This is a genomic window from Pseudonocardia sp. P-1, assembly GCF_058111925.1.
Map to the genome: position 1 here is coordinate 3,815,285 of NZ_CM176614.1, position 23,488 is coordinate 3,838,772.

General features: G+C 72.6%; 25 protein-coding genes. 10 read left to right on the top strand and 15 right to left on the bottom strand.

Translation table 11 applies throughout. The annotated features are described in order from the left end of the window. Position 1 precedes the first annotated feature (1 nt). Positions 2 to 958: a c-type cytochrome biogenesis protein CcsB gene (gene ccsB / locus AC0GKK_RS18765; RefSeq protein ID WP_100878773.1), complete on the top strand. Its 957-nt coding sequence runs from the start codon at positions 2 to 4 to the stop codon at positions 956 to 958. A gap of 90 nt (positions 959 to 1,048) precedes the next feature. Here the strand turns inward: ccsB and AC0GKK_RS18770 are convergent, their stop codons facing one another. Further along, positions 1,049 to 1,411, bottom strand: a complete 363-nt coding sequence (locus AC0GKK_RS18770; RefSeq protein WP_489882224.1) for a hypothetical protein — start codon at positions 1,409 to 1,411, stop codon at positions 1,049 to 1,051. A gap of 894 nt (positions 1,412 to 2,305) precedes the next feature. Between AC0GKK_RS18770 and AC0GKK_RS18775 the strand changes: the two genes are divergently transcribed. Next, complete coding sequence (locus AC0GKK_RS18775; RefSeq protein ID WP_489882225.1) at positions 2,306 to 3,304, top strand: MinD/ParA family ATP-binding protein; 999 nt, start codon at positions 2,306 to 2,308, stop codon at positions 3,302 to 3,304. 128 nt (positions 3,305 to 3,432) lie between these two features. On the opposite strand, the gene AC0GKK_RS18780 is transcribed toward AC0GKK_RS18775, so the two are convergent. Together AC0GKK_RS18780 and AC0GKK_RS18785 are read right to left on the bottom strand one after the other, a co-directional pair. After that, positions 3,433 to 3,666, bottom strand: coding sequence for a hypothetical protein (locus tag AC0GKK_RS18780; RefSeq protein WP_489882226.1), 234 nt, complete (start codon positions 3,664 to 3,666; stop codon positions 3,433 to 3,435). An 85-nt stretch (positions 3,667 to 3,751) separates the two neighbouring features. Next, positions 3,752 to 3,964, bottom strand: coding sequence for a BldC family transcriptional regulator (locus tag AC0GKK_RS18785; protein ID WP_073576557.1), 213 nt, complete (start codon positions 3,962 to 3,964; stop codon positions 3,752 to 3,754). A gap of 300 nt (positions 3,965 to 4,264) precedes the next feature. On the opposite strand from AC0GKK_RS18785, the gene AC0GKK_RS18790 reads away from it, so the two are divergent. Next, the gene (locus AC0GKK_RS18790) at positions 4,265 to 4,741 is read left to right on the top strand and encodes a DUF4229 domain-containing protein (protein WP_489882227.1); all 477 of its coding nucleotides are present in this window, start codon (positions 4,265 to 4,267) and stop codon (positions 4,739 to 4,741) included. A gap of 86 nt (positions 4,742 to 4,827) precedes the next feature. Here AC0GKK_RS18790 and AC0GKK_RS18795 read toward each other — a convergent pair whose 3' ends face one another. From AC0GKK_RS18795 to menE, 3 genes are all read right to left on the bottom strand, one after another. After that, positions 4,828 to 5,700, bottom strand: coding sequence for a 1,4-dihydroxy-2-naphthoate polyprenyltransferase (locus tag AC0GKK_RS18795; RefSeq protein WP_405414844.1), 873 nt, complete (start codon positions 5,698 to 5,700; stop codon positions 4,828 to 4,830). Positions 5,701 to 5,834: 134 nt separating this feature from the next. Next, positions 5,835 to 7,508: a DUF8814 domain-containing protein gene (locus AC0GKK_RS18800; protein ID WP_489882228.1), complete on the bottom strand. Its 1,674-nt coding sequence runs from the start codon at positions 7,506 to 7,508 to the stop codon at positions 5,835 to 5,837. 226 nt (positions 7,509 to 7,734) lie between these two features. Next, positions 7,735 to 8,958 (bottom strand): o-succinylbenzoate--CoA ligase, encoded by a 1,224-nt coding sequence (menE, locus tag AC0GKK_RS18805; RefSeq protein ID WP_489882229.1) that lies wholly within the window; start codon positions 8,956 to 8,958, stop codon positions 7,735 to 7,737. A gap of 176 nt (positions 8,959 to 9,134) precedes the next feature. On the opposite strand from menE, the gene AC0GKK_RS18810 reads away from it, so the two are divergent. The 7 genes from AC0GKK_RS18810 to AC0GKK_RS18840 all read left to right on the top strand — a co-directional run bounded on the left by AC0GKK_RS18810 (position 9,135) and on the right by AC0GKK_RS18840 (position 13,790). Beyond that, positions 9,135 to 9,392: a hypothetical protein gene (locus AC0GKK_RS18810; protein WP_251786733.1), complete on the top strand. Its 258-nt coding sequence runs from the start codon at positions 9,135 to 9,137 to the stop codon at positions 9,390 to 9,392. Positions 9,393 to 9,677: 285 nt separating this feature from the next. After that, the gene (locus AC0GKK_RS18815) at positions 9,678 to 9,968 is read left to right on the top strand and encodes a hypothetical protein (RefSeq protein WP_489882230.1); all 291 of its coding nucleotides are present in this window, start codon (positions 9,678 to 9,680) and stop codon (positions 9,966 to 9,968) included. A 5-nt stretch (positions 9,969 to 9,973) separates the two neighbouring features. Further along, positions 9,974 to 10,345: a DUF6907 domain-containing protein gene (locus AC0GKK_RS18820; RefSeq protein ID WP_489882231.1), complete on the top strand. Its 372-nt coding sequence runs from the start codon at positions 9,974 to 9,976 to the stop codon at positions 10,343 to 10,345. Further along, positions 10,345 to 10,515 (top strand): hypothetical protein, encoded by a 171-nt coding sequence (locus tag AC0GKK_RS18825; protein ID WP_489881846.1) that lies wholly within the window; start codon positions 10,345 to 10,347, stop codon positions 10,513 to 10,515. The genes AC0GKK_RS18820 and AC0GKK_RS18825 overlap by 1 nt, the downstream gene beginning before the upstream one ends. Continuing rightward, positions 10,512 to 11,114, top strand: coding sequence for a hypothetical protein (locus tag AC0GKK_RS18830; RefSeq protein WP_489882049.1), 603 nt, complete (start codon positions 10,512 to 10,514; stop codon positions 11,112 to 11,114). Before AC0GKK_RS18825 ends, AC0GKK_RS18830 begins: the two co-directional genes overlap by 4 nt. Beyond that, a complete protein-coding gene (locus AC0GKK_RS18835; protein WP_489882048.1) occupies positions 11,111 to 13,234 on the top strand; it encodes an FtsK/SpoIIIE domain-containing protein in 2,124 nt (707 codons plus the stop codon). Before AC0GKK_RS18830 ends, AC0GKK_RS18835 begins: the two co-directional genes overlap by 4 nt. Before the next feature lie 121 nt (positions 13,235 to 13,355). Further along, the gene (locus AC0GKK_RS18840) at positions 13,356 to 13,790 is read left to right on the top strand and encodes a hypothetical protein (protein ID WP_489882047.1); all 435 of its coding nucleotides are present in this window, start codon (positions 13,356 to 13,358) and stop codon (positions 13,788 to 13,790) included. A gap of 417 nt (positions 13,791 to 14,207) precedes the next feature. Here AC0GKK_RS18840 and AC0GKK_RS18845 read toward each other — a convergent pair whose 3' ends face one another. The 9 genes from AC0GKK_RS18845 to AC0GKK_RS18885 form a co-directional block, all read right to left on the bottom strand. After that, positions 14,208 to 14,636, bottom strand: a complete 429-nt coding sequence (locus AC0GKK_RS18845; RefSeq protein WP_489882232.1) for a hypothetical protein — start codon at positions 14,634 to 14,636, stop codon at positions 14,208 to 14,210. Further along, positions 14,633 to 17,746, bottom strand: coding sequence for a phage tail protein (locus AC0GKK_RS18850; protein WP_489882233.1), 3,114 nt, complete (start codon positions 17,744 to 17,746; stop codon positions 14,633 to 14,635). Before AC0GKK_RS18850 ends, AC0GKK_RS18845 begins: the two co-directional genes overlap by 4 nt. Positions 17,747 to 17,876: 130 nt before the next feature. Beyond that, complete coding sequence (locus AC0GKK_RS18855; protein ID WP_253067960.1) at positions 17,877 to 18,101, bottom strand: hypothetical protein; 225 nt, start codon at positions 18,099 to 18,101, stop codon at positions 17,877 to 17,879. Between the two features lie 659 nt (positions 18,102 to 18,760). Continuing rightward, positions 18,761 to 19,495 (bottom strand): hypothetical protein, encoded by a 735-nt coding sequence (locus AC0GKK_RS18860; protein ID WP_489882234.1) that lies wholly within the window; start codon positions 19,493 to 19,495, stop codon positions 18,761 to 18,763. Between the two features lie 98 nt (positions 19,496 to 19,593). Further along, complete coding sequence (locus AC0GKK_RS18865) at positions 19,594 to 19,875, bottom strand: hypothetical protein (RefSeq protein WP_489882235.1); 282 nt, start codon at positions 19,873 to 19,875, stop codon at positions 19,594 to 19,596. Continuing rightward, positions 19,868 to 20,149 carry a WhiB family transcriptional regulator gene (locus AC0GKK_RS18870; protein WP_489882236.1) on the bottom strand — a complete coding sequence of 94 codons (282 nt, stop codon included), beginning with the start codon at positions 20,147 to 20,149 and terminating at the stop codon, positions 19,868 to 19,870. The genes AC0GKK_RS18865 and AC0GKK_RS18870 overlap by 8 nt, the downstream gene beginning before the upstream one ends. Continuing rightward, on the bottom strand, positions 20,146 to 20,508 hold the full coding sequence (locus AC0GKK_RS18875) for a hypothetical protein (RefSeq protein ID WP_489882237.1): 363 nt from the start codon (positions 20,506 to 20,508) through the stop codon (positions 20,146 to 20,148). Before AC0GKK_RS18875 ends, AC0GKK_RS18870 begins: the two co-directional genes overlap by 4 nt. Beyond that, complete coding sequence (locus AC0GKK_RS18880; RefSeq protein ID WP_489882238.1) at positions 20,505 to 22,859, bottom strand: DUF3987 domain-containing protein; 2,355 nt, start codon at positions 22,857 to 22,859, stop codon at positions 20,505 to 20,507. The genes AC0GKK_RS18875 and AC0GKK_RS18880 overlap by 4 nt, the downstream gene beginning before the upstream one ends. Before the next feature lie 331 nt (positions 22,860 to 23,190). Next, a complete protein-coding gene (locus tag AC0GKK_RS18885) occupies positions 23,191 to 23,394 on the bottom strand; it encodes a helix-turn-helix domain-containing protein (RefSeq protein WP_489882239.1) in 204 nt (67 codons plus the stop codon). Positions 23,395 to 23,488: the final 94 nt, after the last annotated feature.

Sequence of the window (23,488 nt, forward strand, 5' to 3'; positions counted from 1 at the left end):
GATGCTCGTCGACCCGACCACCGCGATGTGGAGCGACCGCCTGTTCCAGGCGACGCTCGTCGTGCTGCTGCTGGCGCTGGTGTTCGCGTCGCTGGAGTACGCGGCCCGGCGCGTCGCGCGGGCCGCCGCCCGGCACGAGGAGCCCGCCCCGGTGGGGGCCGGGTCCACGGCGGTCGCGGCGCCCGAGGAGCCCCCGTCCGACGACGGCCGCCGCTCCCGTGCCGACCGCTACGGCCGGATCGGCATCTCGCTGATGGTGCTGGCGGCCCTGACCCACCTCGGGTCGATCGTGCTGCGCGGCTTCGCCGCCTACCGGTGGCCGCTGGGCAACATGTACGAGTTCACGTCGGCGCTGTGCCTGATGGCCGTCGGGGCGTGGCTGGTGCTCGTGCGCCGGCACCCGGGTCTGCGCCCGGCCGGGGTGTTCGTGCTGACGCCGGTCGTGCTGCTCATGTTCGTCACCGGCACCGTGCTCTACCTCGACGCGGCGCCCGTCGTCCCGGCCCTGCAGTCGTACTGGATCATCATCCACGTCACGACGATCACGCTGGCGTCGGGCCTGCTGCTCGTGCCCGGTGTGGCGAGCCTGCTGTTCCTGGTCAAGCGGAACGGGAAGCCGGCGTCGTGGGCCGCGAAGCTGCCGTCGGCGGAGTCGCTCGACCGGCTGGCGTACCGCGTGACGGTGCTCGCGTTCCCGCTCTACACCTTCGGCATCATCACCGGCGCGGTGTGGGCCGAGGCGGCCTGGGGCCGGTTCTGGGGCTGGGACCCGAAGGAGACCGTGGCCTTCGTCGCGTGGGTGCTCTACGCCGCCTACCTGCACGCCCGGGCCACCGCGGGGTGGAAGAACTCCGGTGCCGCGGCCTGGATCAACACGGCCGGCTTCGCCACGATCGTGTTCAACCTGTTCTTCATCAACATGGTCGTGGCCGGACTGCACTCGTACGCGGGGGTGTGAGGCGCCTCGACCACCGGGTTCCGCGCGGCTACCGTCGTTTCCCGTGAGTGAGAACGGTTCCGGCGAGCAGCCCGACGGGTCGGTGGGCCGCTACGTGCGGGAGCGCTGGGCCACGACGGAGTCCCCCGGCCGGTCCTTCGGACGGCGCAGGCGGACCGGCGGTGACGACGCTGCGGAGCCGGTTCCGGAGGCCGGCGCCACGCCGCCGCGGACCCCGTCGGCCGCCGAACGCGCCGCGTCGGCGCCCGCCCCGGGCCGCGCGGCCATCGGGACGCAGACCCCGCCGGCGGGCTCGGCGTGGGGCAGCGAGCTGCCCGAGATCGACGACGACCTGGTCGACGAGATCGACCCGTCCACCCCGCCGCACGGGATGGACCTGTCCGCCCTGCGCGAGACCCCGCGCCCGGCCTCCTCCGGCACCGCGACCGTCGCCGACCCCGACGACGAGCCCACCCCGGCCTCCGTGGGCGACCCCCGGCACCGCCGCGACGACGCGGCCCCGGACCCGGCCGTGCAGGACCACGGCCCCGACGACACCGGTCTCTACCGCGCCGCGGGTGCCGACCCCGAGCCGTGGTGGGCCGTGCCCGCCTCCGCGGTGCCCGACGACGACCCCGACGCGGACCTCATCTGGCGCGCCGACCGGTCCGCGGGCCGCGCGGCGGACGACACCGGCGACCGCGAGACGACTCCCGGGTACCCCGCGGACCGCGACACGCCCGCCGGGTACCCCCGGACGGCGATGCGGCCCCCGGGCAGTCCGCGGACGGTGACACCACGGCCCCCGGGCACCCGCCGGACGGCGGCGCCGCGGGCCCGGACCTCCCGGACCGCGCCACGGCCTCCCGGGACGAGTCCCCGGGCCGCACCGCCACCGCCGGGTACGACTCCCCGGGCCGCACCGCGGCCGCCGGGTACGACGACGCGCCCGTGTCCGCCGATCCGCCGCACTCCGACCCCGCCGCTCCGGCGCCCACGGATCCTGCGGGTCCGGCGCACGCGGGGCACGGCGGCCGCGCGGTGCGGGACGGGTACCCGTCCTCCGCCGGTCCGGCCCCGGAACCGGCGCCGGGCGAGGGCTCCGGCAACACGGGGCCGGCACGGCCCGCCGAGACCGCCCGGCGCCCGGCGACCGCGCGGGAGGACGGGGCCGCCGTCGCCGGGCCCGCCGCAGCCGGCAGCGACCCCGGCCGGGGGCCCGGACCGGCACCCCCGGACGGAGCGCTCCCGCGACGACCGGCGCCCCCGCCAGGGGAACGTCCCTGGCGCGCCGCCTGGGACGACGAGTCCGCGGAGACCGGGCCCCAGCGCACCCTCACCCCGCCGCGCGGCCGCCCGCAGACGGGGGTGAAGCGGCCCCGCTGGACGGCCCCCGAGGCGATCGAGGCCCGGGCCGCGCAGCACCGCCGCGGCGACGAGCCGCACGGCGGGCTGGACCTCGCGCCCTCGCGCACGGGGCACGGCAGCGCGGGCCGTCCGCCGACGAGCGGGTGGCGTCGCTGGGTCTACGTGCTCACCGGCGGCCTGGTGAACCCGGGGGAGAGCCCCGCGGAGCTGCACCGGCGCGACCTGGTGGCCCGCGCGAACCGGCCGCTCATCAGCTCGCACAAGATCGCGATGCTGAGCCTCAAGGGCGGGGTCGGGAAGACGACGGTCACCGCGACCCTCGGGGCGACGTTCGCGTCGCACCGCGGCGACCGGGTCGTGGCCGTCGACGCCAACCCCGACCGCGGCACGCTGAGCCAGAAGATCCCGCTGGAGACCACCGCGACCGTCCGCCACCTGCTGCGCGACGCCGACCGGGTCCGCCGCTACAGCGACGTCCGCGCCTACACCTCGCAGGGCGTGTCCCGGCTCGAGGTGCTCGCCAGCGAGCAGGACCCGGCGGTGTCGGAGGCGTTCAGCGAGGACGACTACCGGCGCGCGGTCGACCTGCTGGAGCACTTCTACAATCTGGTCCTGACCGACTGCGGCACCGGTCTGATGCACTCTGCGATGTACGGCGTGCTGGGGATGGCCGACCAGATCGTCGTCGTGTCGTCGGGCTCGATCGACGGCGCCCGCAGCGCCTCGGCGACCCTGGACTGGCTCGACGCCCACGGCTACGGGGCGCTGGTCCGCAACGCCGTCGTCGTCATCAACACCGTCTACCGGCGTGCCGGTGGCGGGGTGGACCTGGACCGCGTCGCCGAGCACTTCTCGGGACGGTGCCGGGCCGTGGTGAAGGTGCCGTTCGACCCGCACCTGGAGGAGGGCGCGGAGATCGACCTGGAGCGCCTGGAGGAGACGACCCGGACGGCGTTGCTGGAGCTGGCGGCGGCCGTCGCCGACGGCTTCCCGGTCTGATCCGGGGCCGCGACGGCCCCCGTCGCCGACCCGGATGTGACCGGAGACGCCGAAGGGCGGTCCGCCCGGTGGGTGGACCGCCCTTCGGTGAAGGCGTGTTGGGGGAGGTGCCGGCCGGCGCGACCCGCTCAGGGGCGCTCGGGCGGGTCCTCCTGGTTGCGCACCTTCTCGTCGAGCTCGCGCAGGAAGTCGGGGTCGTCGTCGGGGCCGGTCGCGCGCGGCTTCTCGGCCCGCTGGCCCGGCGACCAGGGGAACTCCGCGCGTGGGATGCGGTCGGAGACCACCTGTTCGGACCGCAGGGTCCGCACGAGCAGCACCGCGACCACGGCCGCGCCGGCGAGAAGGATCAGGAAGAACAACATCAGGCCACCTCCGCTGTCCAGCGTAGCGAAGGTGGCCTGACGTACGGGTGAAGTCGAGACCCTCACCCCATGTGTGCGCTCCGGGTCAGCGGAGACCGGTGTTGGCCTCGCTGGTCAGGTCGGCGAGCAGGCCGCGGACCTCGGACTCGCGGAACCGGCGGTGGCCGCCCGGCGTACGGATCGAGCCGATCCGGCCCGCCGAGGCCCAGCGGGTCACGGTCTTGGGGTCGACGCGGAAGAGCGTGGCCACCTCACCCGGGGTGAGGAGACGCTCGGGTGCCTGAGTCGGAGCTGCCATGGGGATCCTCCCGAAGTGCACGTGGAGTATGTGTCACGGTGCTCGCCGGAGGCATCCGGCCGGGTACCGCTCTCGGTTTCCGGGCCATCGTGACACCTCAGACCCCGGGTACTCGAACGGTGTTGTGTGAGTAAAGGGTTCTTAAAGGGCAAAGCCGGTGAACGACTCGAACCGGACAGGCGGGGACGCCCGGGGAGGGACCGCCGCCCGGGCGGGTGCCCGCGATCCGGACGTCCGGGGCGAGTCCGGGTGGAACCGGGCAGCCGCGGTCCGGCCGGTCCGGCCCGTACCCTGGGGACCATGACGTCTCCGACCCCGCCGCAGGCCGCGGCGCGGGAGCGCGCCGGTGAGCCCGGGCTGGCCACCACGGTGGCGCTCTACACGCTCGCGCGGCTCGGTCTGCTCGCCGTGATGACGGTCGTCCTCGCGCTGATCGGCGTGCCGTGGCTCGTCGCGCTGCTCGTGGCGCTCGTCGTCGCACTGCCGCTGTCGATGGTGTTGTTCCGCGGGCTGCGGGAGCGGCTGGACCGGGCGATCGCCGCGTCGACGGCCCGCCGGTCCTCCGAGCGGGCGTCGCTGCGGGCCCAGCTGCGCGGCGACGTCGGCCCGCCGCCGTCGCCGGACACGCCCGCCGCGCCCGCGTCCCCGGGCGCCCCCGCCGCGCCGTCCGCGTCGTCGACCGTCGCGGCCCCGCCTCCCACGGCCGGTGCGGACGGCGCCGAGGTGCCGGCCGGGTCCGACCCGGTCCCGTCGGAGGGCGACGGCCCGACCCGCTGACGGTCCGGGCCCGGTCCGACGTGGGGCGGGGCGGATCGACCCGGGGCGCGTCGGCCGGGGGTGTGCGGCGGTGGCGCCGGGATCGGTCAGCCGAACGCGAGCCCGACCGCCGCCGCGACGCCCCAGGCCAGCAGGAGCAGGCCGGTGTCCTTGAGGACCGGGATGAGCGCGGGGCCCTGTGCCCCGCCGAGCACGATCCGCACCGGCCGCACGGCGGCGGGCAGCGCGAGCAGCGCCACCAGCAGGCCCGGCCGGTCGAACGCGGCACCGACCGCGACGACGAACGGCACCAGCACCAGCGCGAGGTAGAGCATCCGGGTGCCGTGGTCCCCGAGCCGCACCGCGAGGGTCCGCTTGCCGACGACCCGGTCGCCCGGGATGTCCCGCAGGTTGTTCGCGACCAGCACCGCGCACGTCAGCAGCCCGACACCGGCCGCGGCCCCGACGGCGGCGGCGTCGACGCGCCCGGCCTGGGTCAGCATGGTGCCCAGGACCGCGACCGGGCCGAAGAACACGAACACCGCGACCTCGCCGAGCCCGGCGTAGCCGTAGGGCCGCGAGCCGCCGGTGTAGTACCAGGCGCCGACGATGCACAGCGCCCCGACGAGCAGCAGCCACCACTGGCCGGAGACCGCCGTGAGCACCAGCCCGGCGACGGCGGCGACCCCGAAGCAGGCGAACGCCGCGGCCTTCACCGTGGCCGGTTCGGCGGCCCGGGAGCCGACCAGACGCTGGGGGCCGACACGGTCGTCGTCGGTGCCGCGGATGCCGTCGGAGTAGTCGTTGGCGAAGTTCACCCCGATCACCAGCGCGACCGCCACCAGGAGGGCGAGCAGCGCGGAACCGGGGGCGAGGGCGCCCACGCCGAGCGCGGCGCCGGTCCCGACGAGGACGGGGGAGATCGCGGTGGGGAGGGTGCGCGGCCGCGCACCCTCGACCCACTCTGCCGTGGTGGCCACCCCGGCAACCTATCCCGCCGCGCCGCCGTCCGACGGAGCCGTCCCACGGCACGGCCACACCCCTGCGCCGGTCGCCACACCCGCTGCAACGGGTGTGCGGACCGGCGCAGGGGTGTGGCTGCCGGGCAGGACGGTCAGGAGGTGCCGGAGGGCGCCCGCTGGGCCGAGCCGGGGGTCACGCGGGCGGCCTGGTTGTCGCCGGTGGGGACGCCGGTCGCGGGTGTGGTCGCGGTGGTGGACCCGGGTGAGGGGGTGCCCGCCGTGGCCCCGCCGGCGGCCGGTGCTCCGGCTCCCGGCCCCGTCGCCGCGGACGGTGCGGACGGCGCGGACGGCGTCGAGGAGGACGGTGCCGGCGCGGACGGGGTGGCACCGGACGGTGCGGTGGGGACGGCCGGGGCCGGAGCCGGCGAGCCGCCGGCCGCGGCGGAGGCGTCGGGCACCGCGGGAGGCGCGGAGGTGCCGGGCGCCGGGGAGTTGCGGGAGTGCCGGGCGCCGGGGGGCCGCGGGAGTGCCGGGGCCGACGGAGCGGCGGAGGCGTCGGGCGCGGTGGGTGCAGCGGGCGAGGGTGCGGCGGGTGCGGACGGTGCCGCCGCGTCGCAGGCCGGGACGTCGCCCGGCAGCCCGGTGAACGCCGTCGCCGGGAGGTACTGGCCGTCGCCGATCCGGACGAACGCGCCGGAGGTGCACTGCACCGGCACCTCGGTGGCGTCGACGGCGATCCCGACCGACTCCGCGCCCGCCTCGGGCCGGGCGAGGATCTGGATGTCCGGTGTGCCCTCGGTGCGGATCGCGGACAGCCGCTGCGACCCGGTCCACAGGTAGTCGACCTGGACCTGCGAGTTGTCCTTCAGGCCGAGGACGTCCCAGAAGATGCCGTCGCCCAGGTCGATGCCCGCCGGGTTGGCGACCCGGCGCCCGAACTGGTCCTTGCCGCCGTTGTGCCCGTTGCGCGCGGCCGCGGCCTGCGGCACGCCCTGGGGCAGGTCCTTCCACATCTCCCGCTGGTTCGACGGGTTCCAGTAGTCGTCCTTGGTGTTCCACGGGCCGATGTCCCAGACCGGGGCGATCGCGCAGCGTCCGTTGGGGGCGCAGACCTTGACCGAGTAGTCGGTCTTGCCGTTGGCCGAGAGCGCCCGGCGTGAGGGCAGCGCGACGAAGCGGTCCCGGTCGACGATCTTGTGGCCGTTCGCGGTGGTGCCGCCGACGAGCCCCTCGCGGGTGGCGAACACCGAGTAGCTGCGCGGAGCGGCCTCGGTGACCGGCTCGCTCTCGGCGCCGGAGCCGGGCGTCGCGGTGAGGGTGAGCTCCCGGACGGTCGGGTCGGCCGCCCCGGTGGCGGTGAGGACCAGGCGTCCCTGCACCTCGGTGACGGCCTCCGGCAGCTCGGTGCGGGAGTCCTGGGCGGGGATCCACTCGGTCCAGCCGCCGCCCGCCCGCTTCCCGCGGACGTCGACCGACGCCGTCGAGCCGGGCGGGGTGTCCGCGACGAGCCGGGAGTCGACCTCCCGGGTCGGGGTGTCCAGGGTGCGCGGCGCGAGGGTCAGCAGCCCGGTCGGGACCACCTCGGCCGGGTCCGCCGAGGACTCCGTGTCCCCCTCGTCGGCCGGGGCCCCGAAGGCCGTCGACCGGTCGAACCGGGCCCCGTCGGGCGAGACGACGACACCGTTGCCGGTGCCCTCGCTCAGCTCCGGCTGCCACGTCGTGCCCGGCTCGTCGGCCATCGCCGGGACCGTGGCGGCGGCACAGAGCGCGCCGGTCGCGGCGAGCAGACCGATGGCCCGCAGCCCGGCCCGCGTGATGCTGCGCATGGACAACCCCCGCTGATCGCTGTGACTCGTGTGACGACGGGGAGCCCTGTGATGGGTGAGGGCTCTGTGTCGCCAGTGGTCGAAGCACACTCGATCTCAGGGGTGCGCGCAACGCACGCTGCGTGAACCAACTCCAAGGTGTGTACACGGATCGGGTGGTGGAGACCGTGACGCAACGCCGTGATCCGACTGCCCACCGTGACCGACAACTCCGCTGGGTGAGCGGTCAGGTGCGGCGTGCCCCCGCCAGGATCTCCGCGACGGCGGTGCGGTCGGGCTTGCCGATCCCGCGCTCGGGCACGGTGTCGGCCCGCAGCAGCAGCCGCGGCACGGCGGCCCGGCCGCACGCCGCGCGGACCGCGGCACACAGAGCGTGATCGTCCGGTGCGGCCCCGGAGGGCACCACGAGCGCGGCCACGATCTGGCCCCACTCGTCGTCGGGGAGGCCGACGACGCACGCCGCGCGGACGCCGTCGACCGCCAGGAGCGCCCGCTCCACCGCGGCCGGTGCGACCTTCTCGCCCCCGGTGTTGACGACGTCGTCGACCCGGCCCAGGACGGTCAGCGTCCCGTCCGGTGCGAGCGCGCCGAGGTCCCCGGTCCGGAACCGGCGGACGCCCCCGTCGGACACGAAGGCCTCCGCGGTCGCCTCCGGCGCCCCCAGGTACCCGCCGGCGACGACCGGCCCGCCGAGCACCACCCGTCCGTCGGCCGGGTCGAGGGTGACCTCGACGCCGTCGAGCGGGACGCCGTCGTAGACGCAGCCGCCGCAGGTCTCGCTCATCCCGTAGGTGGTGACCACCCGGATCCCCTCGGCGAGCGCGCGCCCGCGCAGCCGCGGGTCCAGTGCGGCCCCGCCGACGAGCACGGCGTCGTACCCGGCCAGGGCGTACAGCGGGGCACCGCCGTGGTCCAGGATCCGCGCCAGCTGGGTCGGGACGAGGCTGGTGTAGCGACGGGTGCCGTGCGCCATCCGCCCGGTGGCGCGGGCCAGGCCGTCGGGCCGGAAGCCGTCGCGGACGTCCTGGACCACGCAGGCCGTGTCCGCGAGCAGGGCGCGCAGCACCACCTGGACCCCGGCGACGTGCTCGGCGGGCAGCGTGAGCAGCCACGACCCCGGGCCGCCGAGGCGGGCGTGCGTCGCCGCGGCCGAGGCCCGCAGCGCGTCCGCGGTGAGCGCGACGTACTTGGGCTCCCCGGTCGACCCCGAGGTGGCGACGACGGCGGCGAGCCTGTCGGGCAGCTCCCCGGCCGCGGCGGCCCGCGCCACCGGCCCGGGCAGCGCACCCGGTCCGGCGGTGTCCGGCCCCGCGGAGCCCTGACCCGGGCCCGGCTCGGCCCGCACGGGCAGCACCGCGGGACCCGTGCCGTCCACGGCGGCCCGCAGCGCGGCCGCCAGCCGGGTCACCGACTCCGCGGAGCCGTCCACCGGAAGTGCACGCACAGTCATGCTGTCAACCCTGTCTGTCGTGACGCACGCAACCAGGAGCGGCGTCCGAACGGCGTCTTTCATCAGATTCGGGGAACGGTGTAGGGCAGGTGCAACGCGGGGGGGCCTCCACCCGACTCAGGGGGTGAGAGCGGCGGCGCACCCGCCCGCCGGTCACGGGTTCGAAGGAGCTCACCATGCCGTACACCGCCACCGCCGACGCGTCCCCGACCGGCAGCCCGCGCTCGCTGCGCTGCCGCCGGCCCGCCGGCTCCGGGCACCGTGCGGTCGCCGGCGAGCTCGCGGCCCTGGCCTTCGACGTGCCGTCCGGCCCGGTGACCCCGGCCCCGGCGCCGCAGCGCCCGGCGGTCGCCGTCCCGCAGCAGAGCGGCCCGCGGGCCGTCGTCGCGGCGCGGCCGGTCCCCGTGCCCCGGCCGCGCCCCGCCGCGGAGTGACGACCTAGTAGTGCCAGGGGGACTGGTGCTGCGGATCCTCTGCAGTACGCGGTCACCTGCTGGTCCTCTCTGGATCACCGATCTGACCTGCTAGTTAGCACTTCCCGGTCCCTCCCGATTCCTCCCGGGGTCCCCCGGGGTTTCGCTCTCTGCTGCTGCCCACGGGCTGCCCAGAGAGCGCGAGGGCCGCCCTCCTGACTGATCTACCCGCCTCCACAACAGGCGGGCCCGGACGCAGCGATTCAAGCGCTGGCCGGGCCCTAGATCAGCCCGAGGAGCTGACCCATGGCAACCCTAGCCACCGACACCACCCCCACCGACTGCATCCACGCGATGCTCACCGCGTCCCTCGACATCGCCGGGCGACGAGTCCACGTCGAATGGGCCGACCTCGGAGTCGACACCGCCTCGGTGTGGGACTCGCAGACCCGCACCCTGCAGATCGACCCCACGTGCACGGTGAGCGACGTGTCCCGTGTCCTGCGGGAGTTCGTCGAGCTGTGCAACGGACGCAGTGACGGGACTTGGGAGCACGTCCGCCCCCAGCTGCGGCTCGTCGAGACGGCCGGGCGGTGACCGCGATGAACACCCCGATCTTTGACCCGGCCGACGTCGCCCTCCTGGCAGCAGAGCTCCGCTGCCCCACCTGGTGCATCGCCGACCCCACCCACGGGATCACCGACGACGACATCCAGACCGCCGGCGGGATCTACCGGCACCACCGTGGCGTGGAGATCCTGGCGGTCGAGCGCCCGAAGTTCTCTCAGCATCCGGTCACGGTGCAGGTGGAGCAGTACGTCGACTTGGATCCGGCCGATGGGATCACGGTCGACGAGCCGGTGGTGTGCGTCCGCGGGGCCGGCGGGGCTGAGCCCGGTCTGACCGTCGCGGAGGCTGCCGCGTTGGCCCGGGCGGTCACCGTGGCCGTGACGGCGCTGGGCGGTGAGGTGTGATGCCGCGCCGCGCGTGGTTCCTGGCCGTCCTCGCTTACCTCGTGTCCGTGCTGGCCGTGGTGCAGGTGCAAACGGCGTCGATGCTGATCCTGCTGGCCGGGGCCGCGGTCATGGCCGTGGGCGCCTACGCGGTGACCCGCCGGGAGCGGATCGTGGGTGGTCGGCGGTGAAGCGGATCGTGCAGACCGTCCTGGTCCTGGCCGCGATCGGCTGCGCTCTGGTCCTGTCGGGTACCGCGACGGTGGCGCTGGCCGCCACGGTGAACGTGCCCGGGTGGGCGCATCCCGCCGCGGTGGGCATCGTCGAGGTCGTCGCGGTGACCGGGACGTGGTTGTGGGTGACCGAGCCGCGGCTGCGGTGGGAAGCCGCGACGGCGGTGGTGCTGGCGTCGGCGGTGTCCGGGTACGCCGGGGTGCACGCCTACGGCGCGTTCGGGTTGGTGGGTCCGGTCGGTGCGATCGTGACGACCCACCTCGTCGCGAGGGCGTGGATCGTGCCGGCAACCACCGGGCAGGGGCCGGTGGTCGACGAGGGTGCGGACACTGTCCGCACCCCTCACCCGGATGGAGTCCGGACTGTTCCGGAGCTGGACCAGGCAGAGCCCGGTGCAGATGACGACCGGCGTCAGCCGCCGGTCGTGGACCGGGCCGAGGCGTTGATCGCAGACGGTGCGGGCAGGCGCCGCCTGGCGAAGGAACTCGACATCAGCGAGCACCAGGCGCGGGAGCTGCTCGCCGGGCGCCGTAACGGTCAGGCGGTGCCGCGGTGAACGACGACATCGAGCTGGTGCCCGTCGACCCGGGCCCGGAACCGAAGACCGTGTACGCGACCGCGCTGTCGGTGCGGGACACCCAACGCCGGCCGATCGTCCCCGCCTACCTGCGGAACCGGGACGAGGCCCGTCAGCTCGCCCGGTGGCTCGCCCGGTTCGGCGCCCACATCACCCTCTACCACCTGACCCGGTCCCCGAAGTACGCGCTGCGGCTGGCGTGGTGGGCGCCCCGCGGGCTGATGCTGCTGCTGTTCCACGCCGGACAGTGGGTGTTCGACGCCGAAGCCGCGCCCCTGCGGGCGAACGCCGTCACCCGCGGCGAGATCAACGAGTACATGACGTTGTCGAAGCAGCGGAACCGGCGGGTGAAGCAGCGGGCGATCATCACCGGCGCGGTCGTGTCGGTGCTGGTCACCGGCGTGGTGGCGTTGTGGTGGGCGGGTTCTCCCGCCACGGTCGAGGTGCCGGGCGCGGGTGGGCGCCCGGTACCGGTCATGCAGCCCGCACCCGTGTGGATCGGGTGGGCGCAAACGGTGCTGCTGGTCGGGATCGTCGCCGCCCTCGGTCGGTACGGGCGCCCGCGGGACAGGCGGGTCACCGACCCCGCCACCGTCACCCCGTCCGCCCCGCCGAGGCTGTCCCCGGACGTGGTGACGCGGGCGCTGCAGGCGTTGGGTATCTCGGCGATGGGCGCCGGCCCGAAGGCGCAGGCTCCCGCGTTCGTCGCCCCGATCACCCGCGACGGGCCCGGGTGGCGCGCGGATGTGGACCTGCCCCACGGCGTCACCGTCGCCGACGTGATGGAACGACGGGACCGGTTGGCGTCGGGGCTGCGGCGGCCGTTGTCGTCGGTGTGGCCCGAGGCCGCGGCGGAGCAGCACGCCGGCCGTCTGATCCTGTGGGTCGGGGACCAGCCGCTGAACAAGGTGAAGGCCGCGGCGTGGCCGCTCGCCCGGGCTGGGGGCGTGCAGATCGTGGGCGGGGTGTTCCCGTTCGGCACCGACCAGCGGCAGCGCACGGTGAAGGTAAGCCTGGAGGAAACCAACGCGCTGATCGGGGCGCTGCCCGGTGGCGGGAAGACCGCCGCAGTCCGGGTCCTGGCGTTGGCCGCGGCGCTGGACGTGCACTGCGAACTGCGGATCGGGGAACACAAGGGCTCCGGGGACCTCGAGGCCCTGGAGCTCGTCGCGCACCGGTACTCCTCCGGGGTCGACGACGAAGCGCTCGCCGAGACCCTCGCGTCGCTGCGGGAACTGCTCGAGGAGGTGGGGCGGCGGGCGAAGGTCGTGTCGAAGCTGCCCCGCAACCTGGTGCCCGACAAGAAGGTCACCCCGGAGTTGGCAGCGAAGAAGGGGTCCGGGCTGCACCCGATCGTGCAGGTCATCGACGAGGCGCAGGAGCTGTTCACCCACCCCGACATGGGCAAAGAGGCCGGGGAGCTCGCCGAGCGGATCATCAAACGCGGACGGGCGTTCGCCGTCTATCTGGTCATCGCCACCCAGCGCCCGGACGCCAAGAGCGTCCCGACCGGGGTCAGCGGCAACGTCGGGCTGAGGTTCTGCCTGCGGGTCACCGGCCAGATCGAGAACGACCTGGTCCTCGGTACCAGCGCCTACAAGAACGGAATCAGGGCGACCACGTTCACCCCGTCCGACCGCGGGATCGGCTACCTCGTCGGGGCCGGTGACGACCCGCAAGTCGTCCGCACCTTCTACATCGACGGCCCCGCCGCGCAGAAGGTCGCCGAACGAGCCCGCGCCGCCCGCGAAGCCGCCGGCCTCCTGTCCGGGTACGCGCTGGGCGAGCGACCCGACGATGAGCGCACCCCGCCGGCCCGGCTTCTCGACGACCTGGCAGTGGTGTTCGCCCGGTGCGAGCGCTCCGACCGGGCGTGGTCCGAGGAGCTGTGCACACTGCTGGCCGAGCACCGGCCGGCGGTCTACGGCGGGTGGGACCCGGAGGCGCTCGGCGTCGCACTGCGCCCGCTCGGGATCGCAACCCGGCAGATCAACGTCACGGTCGACGGCGCCCGGGTGAACCGACGCGGACTGCACCTCGACCAGGTCCGCGAAGCGCTCGACCAGCGCGCCATCGGATCAAGCACCAGCTCGGGATGAAGCACCACGAGCCGCTACGTCAAGCGGCACCGCTAGCGGTCCAGTAGGCCGCTGACCAGCCCCGTAGCGCGTAGCGGGCACTCCAGCCCGCTACGCGCTGCCCTTCACCAGGACGGTTCTCATGCCCTCACCCGTACCCGCTACACACCTCATCCTCGCCGGCCGCTGCTCGGCGAGCTGCCTCCTCGCCGCGGCATCTTCGGGTGAGTGCGACTGCGTCTGTGGAGGCGAGTTCCACGCAGCGCTCCAGGGCGCGACGGTCCTCGTCAACCGCCCGATCACGGGTCCCGCTCGTCCGCTGCTCGCCGATGTCCTCGCGGTCCTCGGCGTGGACGAGCGGGCGCACTCCGAAGTCCTCCTCGCCCGCCTGGAAGCCCAGTGGCCCGAGAACTATGCGGGCTGGTCGCCCTCGTCCCTCGCCCGCGCGCTCACACTCGTCGGGGTGCGCACCCGGCAGCTGTGGCAGACAACCGCAGACGGGGGCGTGAACCGCCGCGGCGTGGTGCGCACCGAGGTCCTCGACGCCCTCGCCAACTCCAGCTCGGCCGCGTCATGACCACCCTGATCCTGCTAGCGCTAGGCGCCCTGGCCGTCTACTGGGCCGCGTGCGCGTTCTGGCCGTTCGCGGCCTGCCGCCGCTGCTCCGGAACCGCCAAGCTCAAGTCACCGACGGGGAAGGCGTGGCGCCCGTGCCCGCGCTGCGGGGGTACCGGCAGGCGGGTGAGGGTCGGCCGTCGCGTCTACGAAGCCCTCAGCGGCTCCTGAAAGGCCCACAGACAGCGGTACAGCTACCCTCAGCTGTCCCGCCCCCGGGGCTTACGTCCGCGTACGACTACCCCGGGGAACCGCCGTGAACGAACGAGACCGCCGCGCCGCCGACCGTCTCCGCGCCGAGCAGACCACCGTGCGCGACGCCGCCGGCGTCATCCAGCCGACGCCGGTGAACCTGAGCTGACGCCAGGGGCGACGCAGACTATCCGAACAGCCCCAGAGCGGCCTGTCGGCGGGTCACCCGGGCGACGCTTTCCGCGGTCAGCTCGTCGGCGCTGCTCTGGACATTGAAGTTGAACGTCTGGGTGCGCCCGCCTGTCGCTCTCGCAGCCGGTGTACCGAGGCCCCCGATGGACGCCTCCACGCGGGCGTTCATGCGGCTCGTGTCGAGGCCCGCCGCGAACGTCGGTGTCCCGGCGGCGGCCTTCGTGATGCGCTCCGCCTCGGCGATGACGTTGTCGGCGAGCCGGCGCATCTCCTGCGCCGGCTTGTCCGAGTCGAGGCCCTTCACGAACCCGGCGATGACGAAGTCACCGATGGACAGGAACGCCCGCGACGGTGACGCGATCCCCAGCGCGCTCTTGGCTGCTGCGATGGCCTGCCGGGCGACGTTCGCCGCGGCCGAGATCACTGAGGAGGCACCGGCGGCGATCGCCGACGCCAACGCACGGACAGCGTTCGATCCAGCGTTCTGCATGCCGGGAACAAGGGACGTGATGGCGTCCAGAGCTGCGCCGGCCATCTTGCCCCAGGCGGCGGCAACGTCCCCACCCCGGCCGCGACCCGGGACACATACCCGCTGACCGAGGTCTCGGCGGACAGGAAGATGTCCTGGCTGAGCCGGCCCAGGGCCTGGCCGATCTCGCCGGCGCCCTCGACCCACTTCCCGACCGCCTGCGACACACCATCTCCGACCGTGGACACGTACTGGCCCATCCCGGAAATCGCGCTCGACACGATGGAGGCGAACCCGGACGCGACAGACGCGACCGCCTGCGCCATCCCGGTTGCGATCGCCAGCGGGACCTGCGCGAAACCAGCCTGCACCGTCGCCAGAATCGTCGCGACAGCGGTTTGCACGGCGATGGTGATGGCCGCCATCGACTGCTGGACCGCCACCACGATCGACTGCATTCCGAGCTGGACGGACGCCACGATCTGCGTCATCCCTGCCACCACGGTCGCCTGGATCTGAGCCATGCCCAGCGTGACGGTGTTCTGCGCCATCAGCATGCCGTTGACGAAGGCCTGCTGGATCAGCGCGAACTGCGGTGTCAACGTCGCCGGCAGTGCCTGCAACGGTGTCGTGAACGCGAGCACGATCTGCTGCATCCCGAGAGTGACGGTGTTCTGCAACATCAGCATGCCGTTCACGAACGCCTGCTGCAGCGCCACCAGCTGCGCCAACATCTGCTGCGGCAGCGCAACCATCGGGTTCACGAACGCCAGCCGCACCAGTTCCATCTGCGCGCCCACCACCGTTGCGAGACCCGTCATCCCGGCCGTGAACGCCGCCTGGATCTGCGCGAAGGACTCGGTGACTCCCACGGGCAGCGCCGCCATCCCGGTCCGGAACGCCGTCTGGACGGAGGTGAACCCTGCAGTGACCGTCGTCGCCAGGCCAGACATGCCCGTCGTGAACGCGACCGACACAGCCGCCATCCCCGCCGTCGCCTGAGAACGCAGATCCGACAGTGCCGCCGTGAACGATGCCTGGATCTGCGCGAGGGGGCCTGCGAACCCTGCCGGGTCCAGGGTCAGCGAGAATCCGCCGGCGAGCCCAGAGGTGTCGACTCGAGCAAGACCGTCAGCGACGCCGCCCGCGACAGCGTCGGCGATGCTCTGCCGGGCCGGGTCCGCGTTGATCTCGACCTCAACCTGGGGCACGTCGTCGAAGACACCGTCCAACGCCTCCTGGAAAGCCTCCGACACGGCACCGGAGACCTTCTCCTTCAGGTCGCCCTCGTCGATCTCGACGGTGTACTCGTTGAGCCCGAGCAGCTCACGGAGCAGACCCGACGCGAGATCACCGGCGGGGCCGATCAGGTCAGTCCACTTAAACGCCTTGTCGAACAGGTCGACGAGCTTGATCGCGCCGGGCAGGAGATCCTTCGCGCCGACGCCCTTGCCGAACAGATCCTTCAGCTTCCACAGCTTCGACGCTGCTTTCATGCCCTTCCACACCGCGGCGGCGATCGCGCCACCAACGGCGACGGCGGCGATGTTGTCGCCACCCAGCGCAGAGACGATGTCCGCGATCCAGCCGGCGACGGTGGCGCCGTTCTCCACGAACCACGACAACCCGTCGATCAGCGCCGGCAAGGCGTCGACGATCTTCCCGATGCTGGCCTGGAAGTCGGCGCCCTGGAACACCTGCCCCAGCCGCTCGAACGCCTGCGTGATGGCCTCGATCGTGGAGTCGTCGACGTTGTCGAAGATCTCCCCGATGCCCTCGAACACTGCACCGGAGGCGCGGCCGAGACGTTCCCAGTCGAACCGGCCGAAGAACCCGGTCAGTGAGTCGACGACCTTCGAGATCCCCGGCGCCGCGCCGGCGAAGCCACGGATCCCGTTCTCGACGAGCCCGACGAACGCCCGGCTCAAACTTCCCAGCACGGACTCGAGGCCGGTGAACGCCCGAGAGATCGAGCCGTCACCGATGATGCGGCTCACCGAATCGCTGTAGGCGCGGCCGAACTCGTTGACCGCGGTGGTCAAGGCGTCGTAGCCGCCGGTCAGTTCCATCATCCGCAGCGTCGAGTTGACGATGTCGACGATGCCGGGGCCGATGTCGGTGATCGCCTTGTTGATGTTGCGGAAGATGTTCCCGAGCTGGTCGGCCCGGTTCATCGCGTTCAGCATGTCCGCGAGGCTCGATGCGACACCGTTGATCGACGTCGCGGTGCCCTTCAGCCCGTCGGTGAGAGTCCCCCGGACCAGACCGTCGAGGCTCTTGAAGACAGGGGTGAGTCCCTTCTCGAACACCCCGGATACCTGGCTTCTCAGCCGGTCGAACGCAGGTTCCAGCGACTTCGCGGCCTTCTTGATGCCGTCCAGCCCAGCAACGATCGCCCCGACCGGTGCCGCGGCCAACCCGAGCGCCGCGGGAACGGCCGCCACTGCGGTCGCTGCCGCCCCGAAAGCGGCGGTGATCCCGGCACCGCCAACCGCGACAGCGCCGGCCACACCGGCGACCTTGACGAACCCGGCCGCGATACCAGCCACGCTGCTCGCGGTCGACAGCGCCACCGAACCGAGCCCGGTCATCGTCGACAGCACAGACCGCAGCGGCCCCGGATCGGTATCGACCGAGACGCGGACCCGCTGGTTCCGCAGGGTGGCGAGCTCCGCGCGGAGCGCGGTGATCCCGCCGCGGTCCACGTCGACTGCGACCGGTACCGATGTGCCCGCCGCGCGGGTGGCCGTCTCGATCTGCGCACGCAGCCTCGCCGAGTCCAGATCGGCGTTGACGGTGACCTTCCGGTCACCGGTCATCGCGTCCAAACGGGCCAGGTCGCGGGCCAAGCCGGCGGTGTCGAGATCCACCGGGACATGGATGGTGGGCACGCGGATCGCTTCGAGCTCCGCGCGGAGCTGCGCCCGGTCGGCGTCGAACACGACGTCGACGTGGATTTCCTGGTCGCCGATGCCCTGCAGTTCGCGGCGGACACTGTCGCCGAACCCGTCAGTATCGGGAACGACCCGGACAGATACGCGCCCAACTTCACGGCCACCAGCCATACGGACACACCTCGAGGCGCAGAAGGAACCTGGCCGTGGTGTCGCCCGTCAGCGCCCGGTGCAGGACTCCCGGGTGAACCTGCGAATCGGCAACTCAACGCTGCCGAAAATCTGTGGAGATTCTACCGCATTACGATGCAGTCGGATAGCTCCGAGTCGCTTGCGGATTCGTCGTCTCCACCGCGACGAGCTGCCGCATTTCCTCGCGAAGACGCTCGATTTCCCCCTGCCAGAACTCCAGCACCTTCCGATCGGTCACCTCGCTGAACCGCGCGCCTGTAGCAAGAGCCAGCGCCGCGTCCTGAGCCTTCGACGAGGCCCGCCGGAGCAAGCTCTGCACCCGCCGCAGCTCCATCTCCGAAGTCCGCCGGCAGACCTCACCGCAGTACCGGGGCGGACGACCCACCCGACGCCGGGGAGCGAAACTCCTTCCGCAGCAGGCGCACTCGATCGTCTCGCTACCTGTAGTCATCTATTTACTCCACTCGTGTCGAAGTCAGCTCACGGGGCACGCATAGCCGGAGACGCTATGACGTACCGGTCGAGCCGCTTATAGGTAGGGGCATCCCCCGGGGGTGTGTCATTTCCAGGGCCGTCGCGCTGCGCTTCAGTTTCGATTCAATCGACGACTCTTTCAATGAAGCGCTTTTCGCGATGTGTTGCTTGATGATTCATTAGTATTACATGCGATGTGTTTGTGTTGCGTTTGTCGAGTTGAGCTGCGGCTGGAGCGTTGTGCTGTGTGTGGTGGTGTCGTTCCGCTGTCGCGTGTCTCGGAGTGTCGACGCCGGGGGACGGACGGGGGGCGAGTCCGGGTGGCGGGTGCTGCCGGGGTCGTTCGGGGGCTGAGGTCCCCCAGGTTCGAGGGGGTGGTGCTGTGCGCCCGGCGCAGCCCCCCGCGCAGGAGGTCGCGCGCGGTGCGGGGGCTTGGTTCCCGGGGTTGGTCCCTGCCGGACCCGAGAGGGTTCCTCCGGACCGGGTGACTTTGACGCCGGGCGCACAGCGGTCGGTGGGCTAGCTGGCGGTGTCGGGCCAGCGTGCGGTGCCGCGTTCGATCATGTGCTGGGCTTCGGCGGCGGTGACGGTTGCGCGGTGTCCTCGTCGGCTGCCGGACTGCAGGATGACGACGGCCTGTTCGGGCCGGCGGATGGTGTGGTCGAGCGACTCGATCTTCGCGGTGAGTTCGTCGGTGGTGGATCCGCGGGGGATGTCGACGCGGCGGGACAGCTGGACGGTGGTGGCGGCGGCGCCGAGGAGTCGGGCGATGAGGTGGTCGCGGTCGGGCTGGGCGATTCGGCGTTCGCCGTCGTCGTCGAGGGCGAGCCGGATTCCGGCGCCGGTCCACCCGCCGAGGGCGAGGCGCCATGCGATGCCGTTGTCGTCGAGGGCCTGGCCGGGGTCGTGCTGGGGGGCGCCCGCCGCTCGGGCTCGGCGGACGAGGTCGGCGACGTCGTCGGAGTGCCGGCCGATCAGCGTGGCGAAGCGGGCGACGGCGTCGATGGCCTGCTGCGCCGCTGCCTTGATCTCGTCGGTCGCGTTGGCGGTGGCGGCGACGTCGGCGCGGAGCTGGGCGAGGGCTGCATGCCGGTGCTGTTCGGCGGCGGCTTGGGCTGTCTTCTGGGCGGCTGCTTCGACGAGCTGGCGGTGGTCGTCGTGGGCGCGGGCCGCGGCGAGCTGGTCGGCGGTGATGTTCTCGCCGTCGAGCAGTGCGGCCTCGAGGTCGGCGGCGGTACGGGTGTCAGTCGTCATGGTCGGTCTCCTGGTCGTGCCGGTTGAGCCGGTCGGTGTGGGCGGCGAGGGCGTTGCGGGGGACGCGGGCGGCGAGCTCGCGCGGGTCGTCGGGGTCGTCAGACATCGGGGATCCGTTCGGTGGGGGGCTGGTTCGGTGCGGTCGCGTCGACCAGGTCGGCGCAGAGGTTGCGGATGTCGTCGGTGCTGTTGCTTCCGACGAGCACGCTGCACAGGAACAGGGCGGCACCGGTGAGGAGCTCGGCTGCGTCGCCTGTCTCGGCGGCAGCGCGGGCGTAGCGGGCGACTGCGTCGTGGTCGCCGTTGATCGCGCCGCAGCGGATCAGGAACGACAACGCGACGGCGGCCTTGGGGCTGATCGCGATGCGGTACTCAGACATCTGTTCTCCTTCGGGGGCCGCGGACCTCGCCGGCCCAGACCCCGGACGGGTCGGGGAGCTGGTCGGCGGCGGCGCGGCAGGCGGTGATGGCCTCGCATCGGTCGCAGAGGTCGAGGGCTGCGCTGTGTCGCGTCTGCTGGTCGTGGTCGGTTTCGCCGTGGCGGTGGTCGTCGAACAGTTCTGCTCGGCCGGTGCATGCGGCGCCGGCGACGGGTGGGAGGGCGGTCGCGGCGCGGATGAGCCGGTCGAGGCCGCTGTTGATCCGGCCGCTCATCGGGGCGCCCCGGAGTCCCGCCAGCAGGTGAGGTGTCGGACGACGCCGGTTGCTACTGCTCGTGGGCTGAGTGGGGTGCCGCAGTCGGCGCAGGTGGTGGGGTCGCGGCCGTCGACGGCGCGGAGGTTGACGGCCGGGGCCTGTGAGGCGAGCCAGGTTCCGGTGCGGCTGTTGAGGGCTTCGGCGCCGAGCAGGGATCGGGCGGTTGCGATGGCGGAGTCGGGCCCGGGCTGCGCGGCGGGGAGCGCGGCGCAGGACGGGTGGACGTCGCCGAGCATGGACGGCATCCCGCAGGCGCGGCAGCGGCGGGCCGTGCGTGGCCACAGGTGCCCGGCCTCGTCGGCGATTCGGGCGCTCACGCGACTCGTCCGGCTCGATAGCAGGCGGCGCAGGCGTCCGCACCGACTGGCACGTTTCGGCCGCACCCGAGGCAGACGGACGCCGCCTCCTGTGCAGTAGTGCCACCAGTGGTGCCGTGCGTGCTGGCTGGCACGACTGGCACAACTGAGCACAGTGAAGATCCACTAGCGTCGGATCGCCGCTGGTCAGGCACAGTTGTGCCAGCTGTGCCAGTCGTGCCAGCCCTACGTGCGCCTACGTCGGGGGTGGCACTCTGAGAGCCGCGCTCTTCGGGGAACGCGTCAAGGAGTTCTTCGAGGTCCGCCTCACGCTCGGGAGTCGGCTGCCAGACGGTGCGGATGGTCGGCCGGCCGCGGGCTCCTTCCTGGCGCTGCTCGACTTCGTATACCTGGCCCGTTTCGACCAGTTCGGCGACGAGCGCGTTGATCTGGTCTGCGGACTTGTTCCGGGCGAACACCCGCGACATCTCCGTCCGTGTGAGGCCCTGCTCGCCCGCTTCTTCCAGTGCGTTGGCGAGTTTGCCTAGGTCGCCGGGCGCGCTGTTGCTTCCGAACACGTGCTGGGCGCTGCGGATCGAGTAGGCGGCGCAAGCGAGGGCTGCGCGCAGGTGTGGCACCTTGATGTCGGGGCTTCGGTCGAGCAGCGCGAAGGTGAGGCCGAGCCGTAGAACGTAGGCAGAGGCCCGCGCGACGAGCTCCCCGATGACACCTTCGGGCTCCTGCGAGTTGATGCGCAGGTAGATGTCGCGCCAGTAGACGTCTGCCGCCGGGGTCCGTCGGATACGGGTCTTCCCGAGCTGACGGGCCCATCCGATTGCGTCGTGGAACTGGGCGGCGAGGTCGGTCAGGTCGGGCGGCTCTTGCTGGTCCGGGAGCAGCTTTGTGCGGTGCGCCCAGCAGTAGAGGAATCGGTTCGCGAGTCCGCCGGCCACGTCGATCTCGGTCAGTTTGATGCGCAGTTCGCGAGGCGTGACATGTCCGATGACCGCGAGGTGGGCGCCATCGACCGCGATCGGGTCGCCCTTGGTCATGGTGGCTGCCTGGCCGGTATCCCAGAGGTCGCGGAGGACGTGGCTGATCGTGTTGCCCTCACGCTTGCTGGCTGCGAGCGTCCGCCCGAACTCGGCTTCGGTGACCACTATCCGGGTGCCTGTCGAGTCGTCGGACTGGAGCCGGTGCAGGAGTCCTTCGCCGGTACTCAAGCCGCTCGCCTGCTCGACGAAGTACGAATCAAACGAACTCGACGAAGTTACGAATCTAAGCGCCTGAGCTCGTGATTCCCCCTTGCGGCCGGCCGCGGTGGGGCCCACGACCAGGGTCCAGATCCGCGCGGGGTGCTGGCTCCCGCCGACGAGGACGTGGGGGTCCGGGCCGATCAGCGCGCCTGCCATGGCGAGCAGGTGGAACAGGACCGCTGCGGGGGCCGCCTCAGTGCACGGGTCAAGGCGGCGGACGACGTCACCGAGTACGCCGTGCAGCGCGGCGGGGTGCAGCGTCGGTGCGCCCTCGCGGGATTTCTTCGTACCTTCGTTTCGTTCGTTTGGTTCGTAGTTCGTAGAGGTCGGCGGGAGCGGATCGAGGTCGTCGATACCGAACCCGGCGTCGAGGTGGTCACTCAGATCCGCCCCCTTGAAGTCCGGGCGGACCGTGAACGCCAGCACGGACTCGGCGACGCCCTGCAGCTCGGCCAGAACCGCGCGGGCGTGCGCGTATCCCGGCTCGTCCCGGTCGGCAACGATCAGCACCCGCGCGCCGCGGAGCTGCTCGGTGTACTCGCGGCGCCACTTCGGCCGCTGGCCCTGCCCTGCCGCCCCCTCCGTGTTGCAGGTGGCGCGCATGGACAGATCCCGGACCGCGCGGTCGACGTCCTTCTCCCCCTCGAGGACGAGAATCGGCCGACCCTCCCGGATGGCCTGCGGAAGCTCGGGGGTGCGGTAGAGGACGCGGCGGACGTCACCGAGCCGGTACTCGTACCCGCCGGCGCTGTCGGGGCGTCGCTGTCGGAACGACTTGGGGTGCAGGCGCTGCTTCTCGTAGAGCAGGCGCCCGTCCTCGTCTCGGTACTCGTAGGTCGCGACGACTGCCGGACGGACGGGTGCGGGTTCGTCAGGTCGATCGTCGTAGAGGTCGCTCCAGCCGAGGCCCAGCGCGTTGAGGACGTCGTCCGGGGGGCATCCGGCGTGGCAGTTCAGCAGGACTGTGCCGGCGTGGCTGTCGTACCGGACCGAGAGCGAGGGTGCGTTGTCGTCGTGTGCGGGGCATCGCCCGTCGAGCCGGTCTCCGGAGACCCTGATCGGCATCCCGGCGGCGTGCATGGCGTCCTGGAATCGGACGAAGGGGGAGTCGCTCACGCCGCACTCCGCCCCTCGGTCCGGATCACCCGCACGAAGTAGTCGCGGCCGCAGCCACCGGTGCGGGCGGCACCGTCGACGCCTCCGGCGCGGTGGACATGCGTCAGCGCGCAGTGAGGACAGCTTCTGACCAGCCACAACCACATACGGCGGCGACCGACTGGCGGGACCGCAATGGCGTGCGCCCTCTGGAGACGGCGGCCATCGCGGCGATCGCCGATGACCACGGGAAGCTGCTGCGGGGCGCTATCCTGCGGGTGGATCGGCTGCTTGGCGGCGGGCGGACCAGCGGGGGCGTCCGGGTTGCGGCCGGCGCCCCCGTTCTCGTTTTTCACGCCGCGTCGCCCCCCTCAAATCGAGGCTGCGCAGCAAGCCACTCCTCGACGGCCTTTCGGGAGTAGCGCACCGTGCCGTTGATCTTCAGGTACGGCGGACCGATTCGCTGGGATCGCCAGTTAGCCAGTGTCTTGACGGACACCAGCAGCACCTCAGTCGAGACTGCGTCCGGCTTCATCAGGTCTGGGGACGTCTGCATCTGTCGACTCCAAGAGTCACGGTAGAACTTTCCTGTTCCACGATGACCCTTACGATGCCCGGGGTTGCCCGGAGAGTCAAGCGAGCCCTAGAGT

Coding starts and splice junctions, on each gene's coding strand:
- AC0GKK_RS18860 (WP_489882234.1), bottom strand. CDS start 19,495: ATGACGACTGACACCCGTACCGCCGCCGACCTCGAGGCCGCACTGCTC.
- ccsB (WP_100878773.1), top strand. CDS start 2: ATGCTCGTCGACCCGACCACCGCGATGTGGAGCGACCGCCTGTTCCAG.
- AC0GKK_RS18780 (WP_489882226.1), bottom strand. CDS start 3,666: ATGTTGTTCTTCCTGATCCTTCTCGCCGGCGCGGCCGTGGTCGCGGTG.
- AC0GKK_RS18785 (WP_073576557.1), bottom strand. CDS start 3,964: ATGGCAGCTCCGACTCAGGCACCCGAGCGTCTCCTCACCCCGGGTGAG.
- AC0GKK_RS18855 (WP_253067960.1), bottom strand. CDS start 18,101: ATGGAGCTGCGGCGGGTGCAGAGCTTGCTCCGGCGGGCCTCGTCGAAG.
- AC0GKK_RS18865 (WP_489882235.1), bottom strand. CDS start 19,875: ATGTCTGAGTACCGCATCGCGATCAGCCCCAAGGCCGCCGTCGCGTTG.
- AC0GKK_RS18840 (WP_489882047.1), top strand. CDS start 13,356: ATGCCCTCACCCGTACCCGCTACACACCTCATCCTCGCCGGCCGCTGC.
- AC0GKK_RS18815 (WP_489882230.1), top strand. CDS start 9,678: ATGGCAACCCTAGCCACCGACACCACCCCCACCGACTGCATCCACGCG.
- AC0GKK_RS18885 (WP_489882239.1), bottom strand. CDS start 23,394: ATGCAGACGTCCCCAGACCTGATGAAGCCGGACGCAGTCTCGACTGAG.
- menE (WP_489882229.1), bottom strand. CDS start 8,958: ATGACTGTGCGTGCACTTCCGGTGGACGGCTCCGCGGAGTCGGTGACC.
- AC0GKK_RS18870 (WP_489882236.1), bottom strand. CDS start 20,149: ATGAGCGGCCGGATCAACAGCGGCCTCGACCGGCTCATCCGCGCCGCG.
- AC0GKK_RS18825 (WP_489881846.1), top strand. CDS start 10,345: ATGCCGCGCCGCGCGTGGTTCCTGGCCGTCCTCGCTTACCTCGTGTCC.
- AC0GKK_RS18800 (WP_489882228.1), bottom strand. CDS start 7,508: ATGCGCAGCATCACGCGGGCCGGGCTGCGGGCCATCGGTCTGCTCGCC.
- AC0GKK_RS18850 (WP_489882233.1), bottom strand. CDS start 17,746: ATGGCTGGTGGCCGTGAAGTTGGGCGCGTATCTGTCCGGGTCGTTCCC.
- AC0GKK_RS18810 (WP_251786733.1), top strand. CDS start 9,135: ATGCCGTACACCGCCACCGCCGACGCGTCCCCGACCGGCAGCCCGCGC.
- AC0GKK_RS18820 (WP_489882231.1), top strand. CDS start 9,974: ATGAACACCCCGATCTTTGACCCGGCCGACGTCGCCCTCCTGGCAGCA.
- AC0GKK_RS18790 (WP_489882227.1), top strand. CDS start 4,265: ATGACGTCTCCGACCCCGCCGCAGGCCGCGGCGCGGGAGCGCGCCGGT.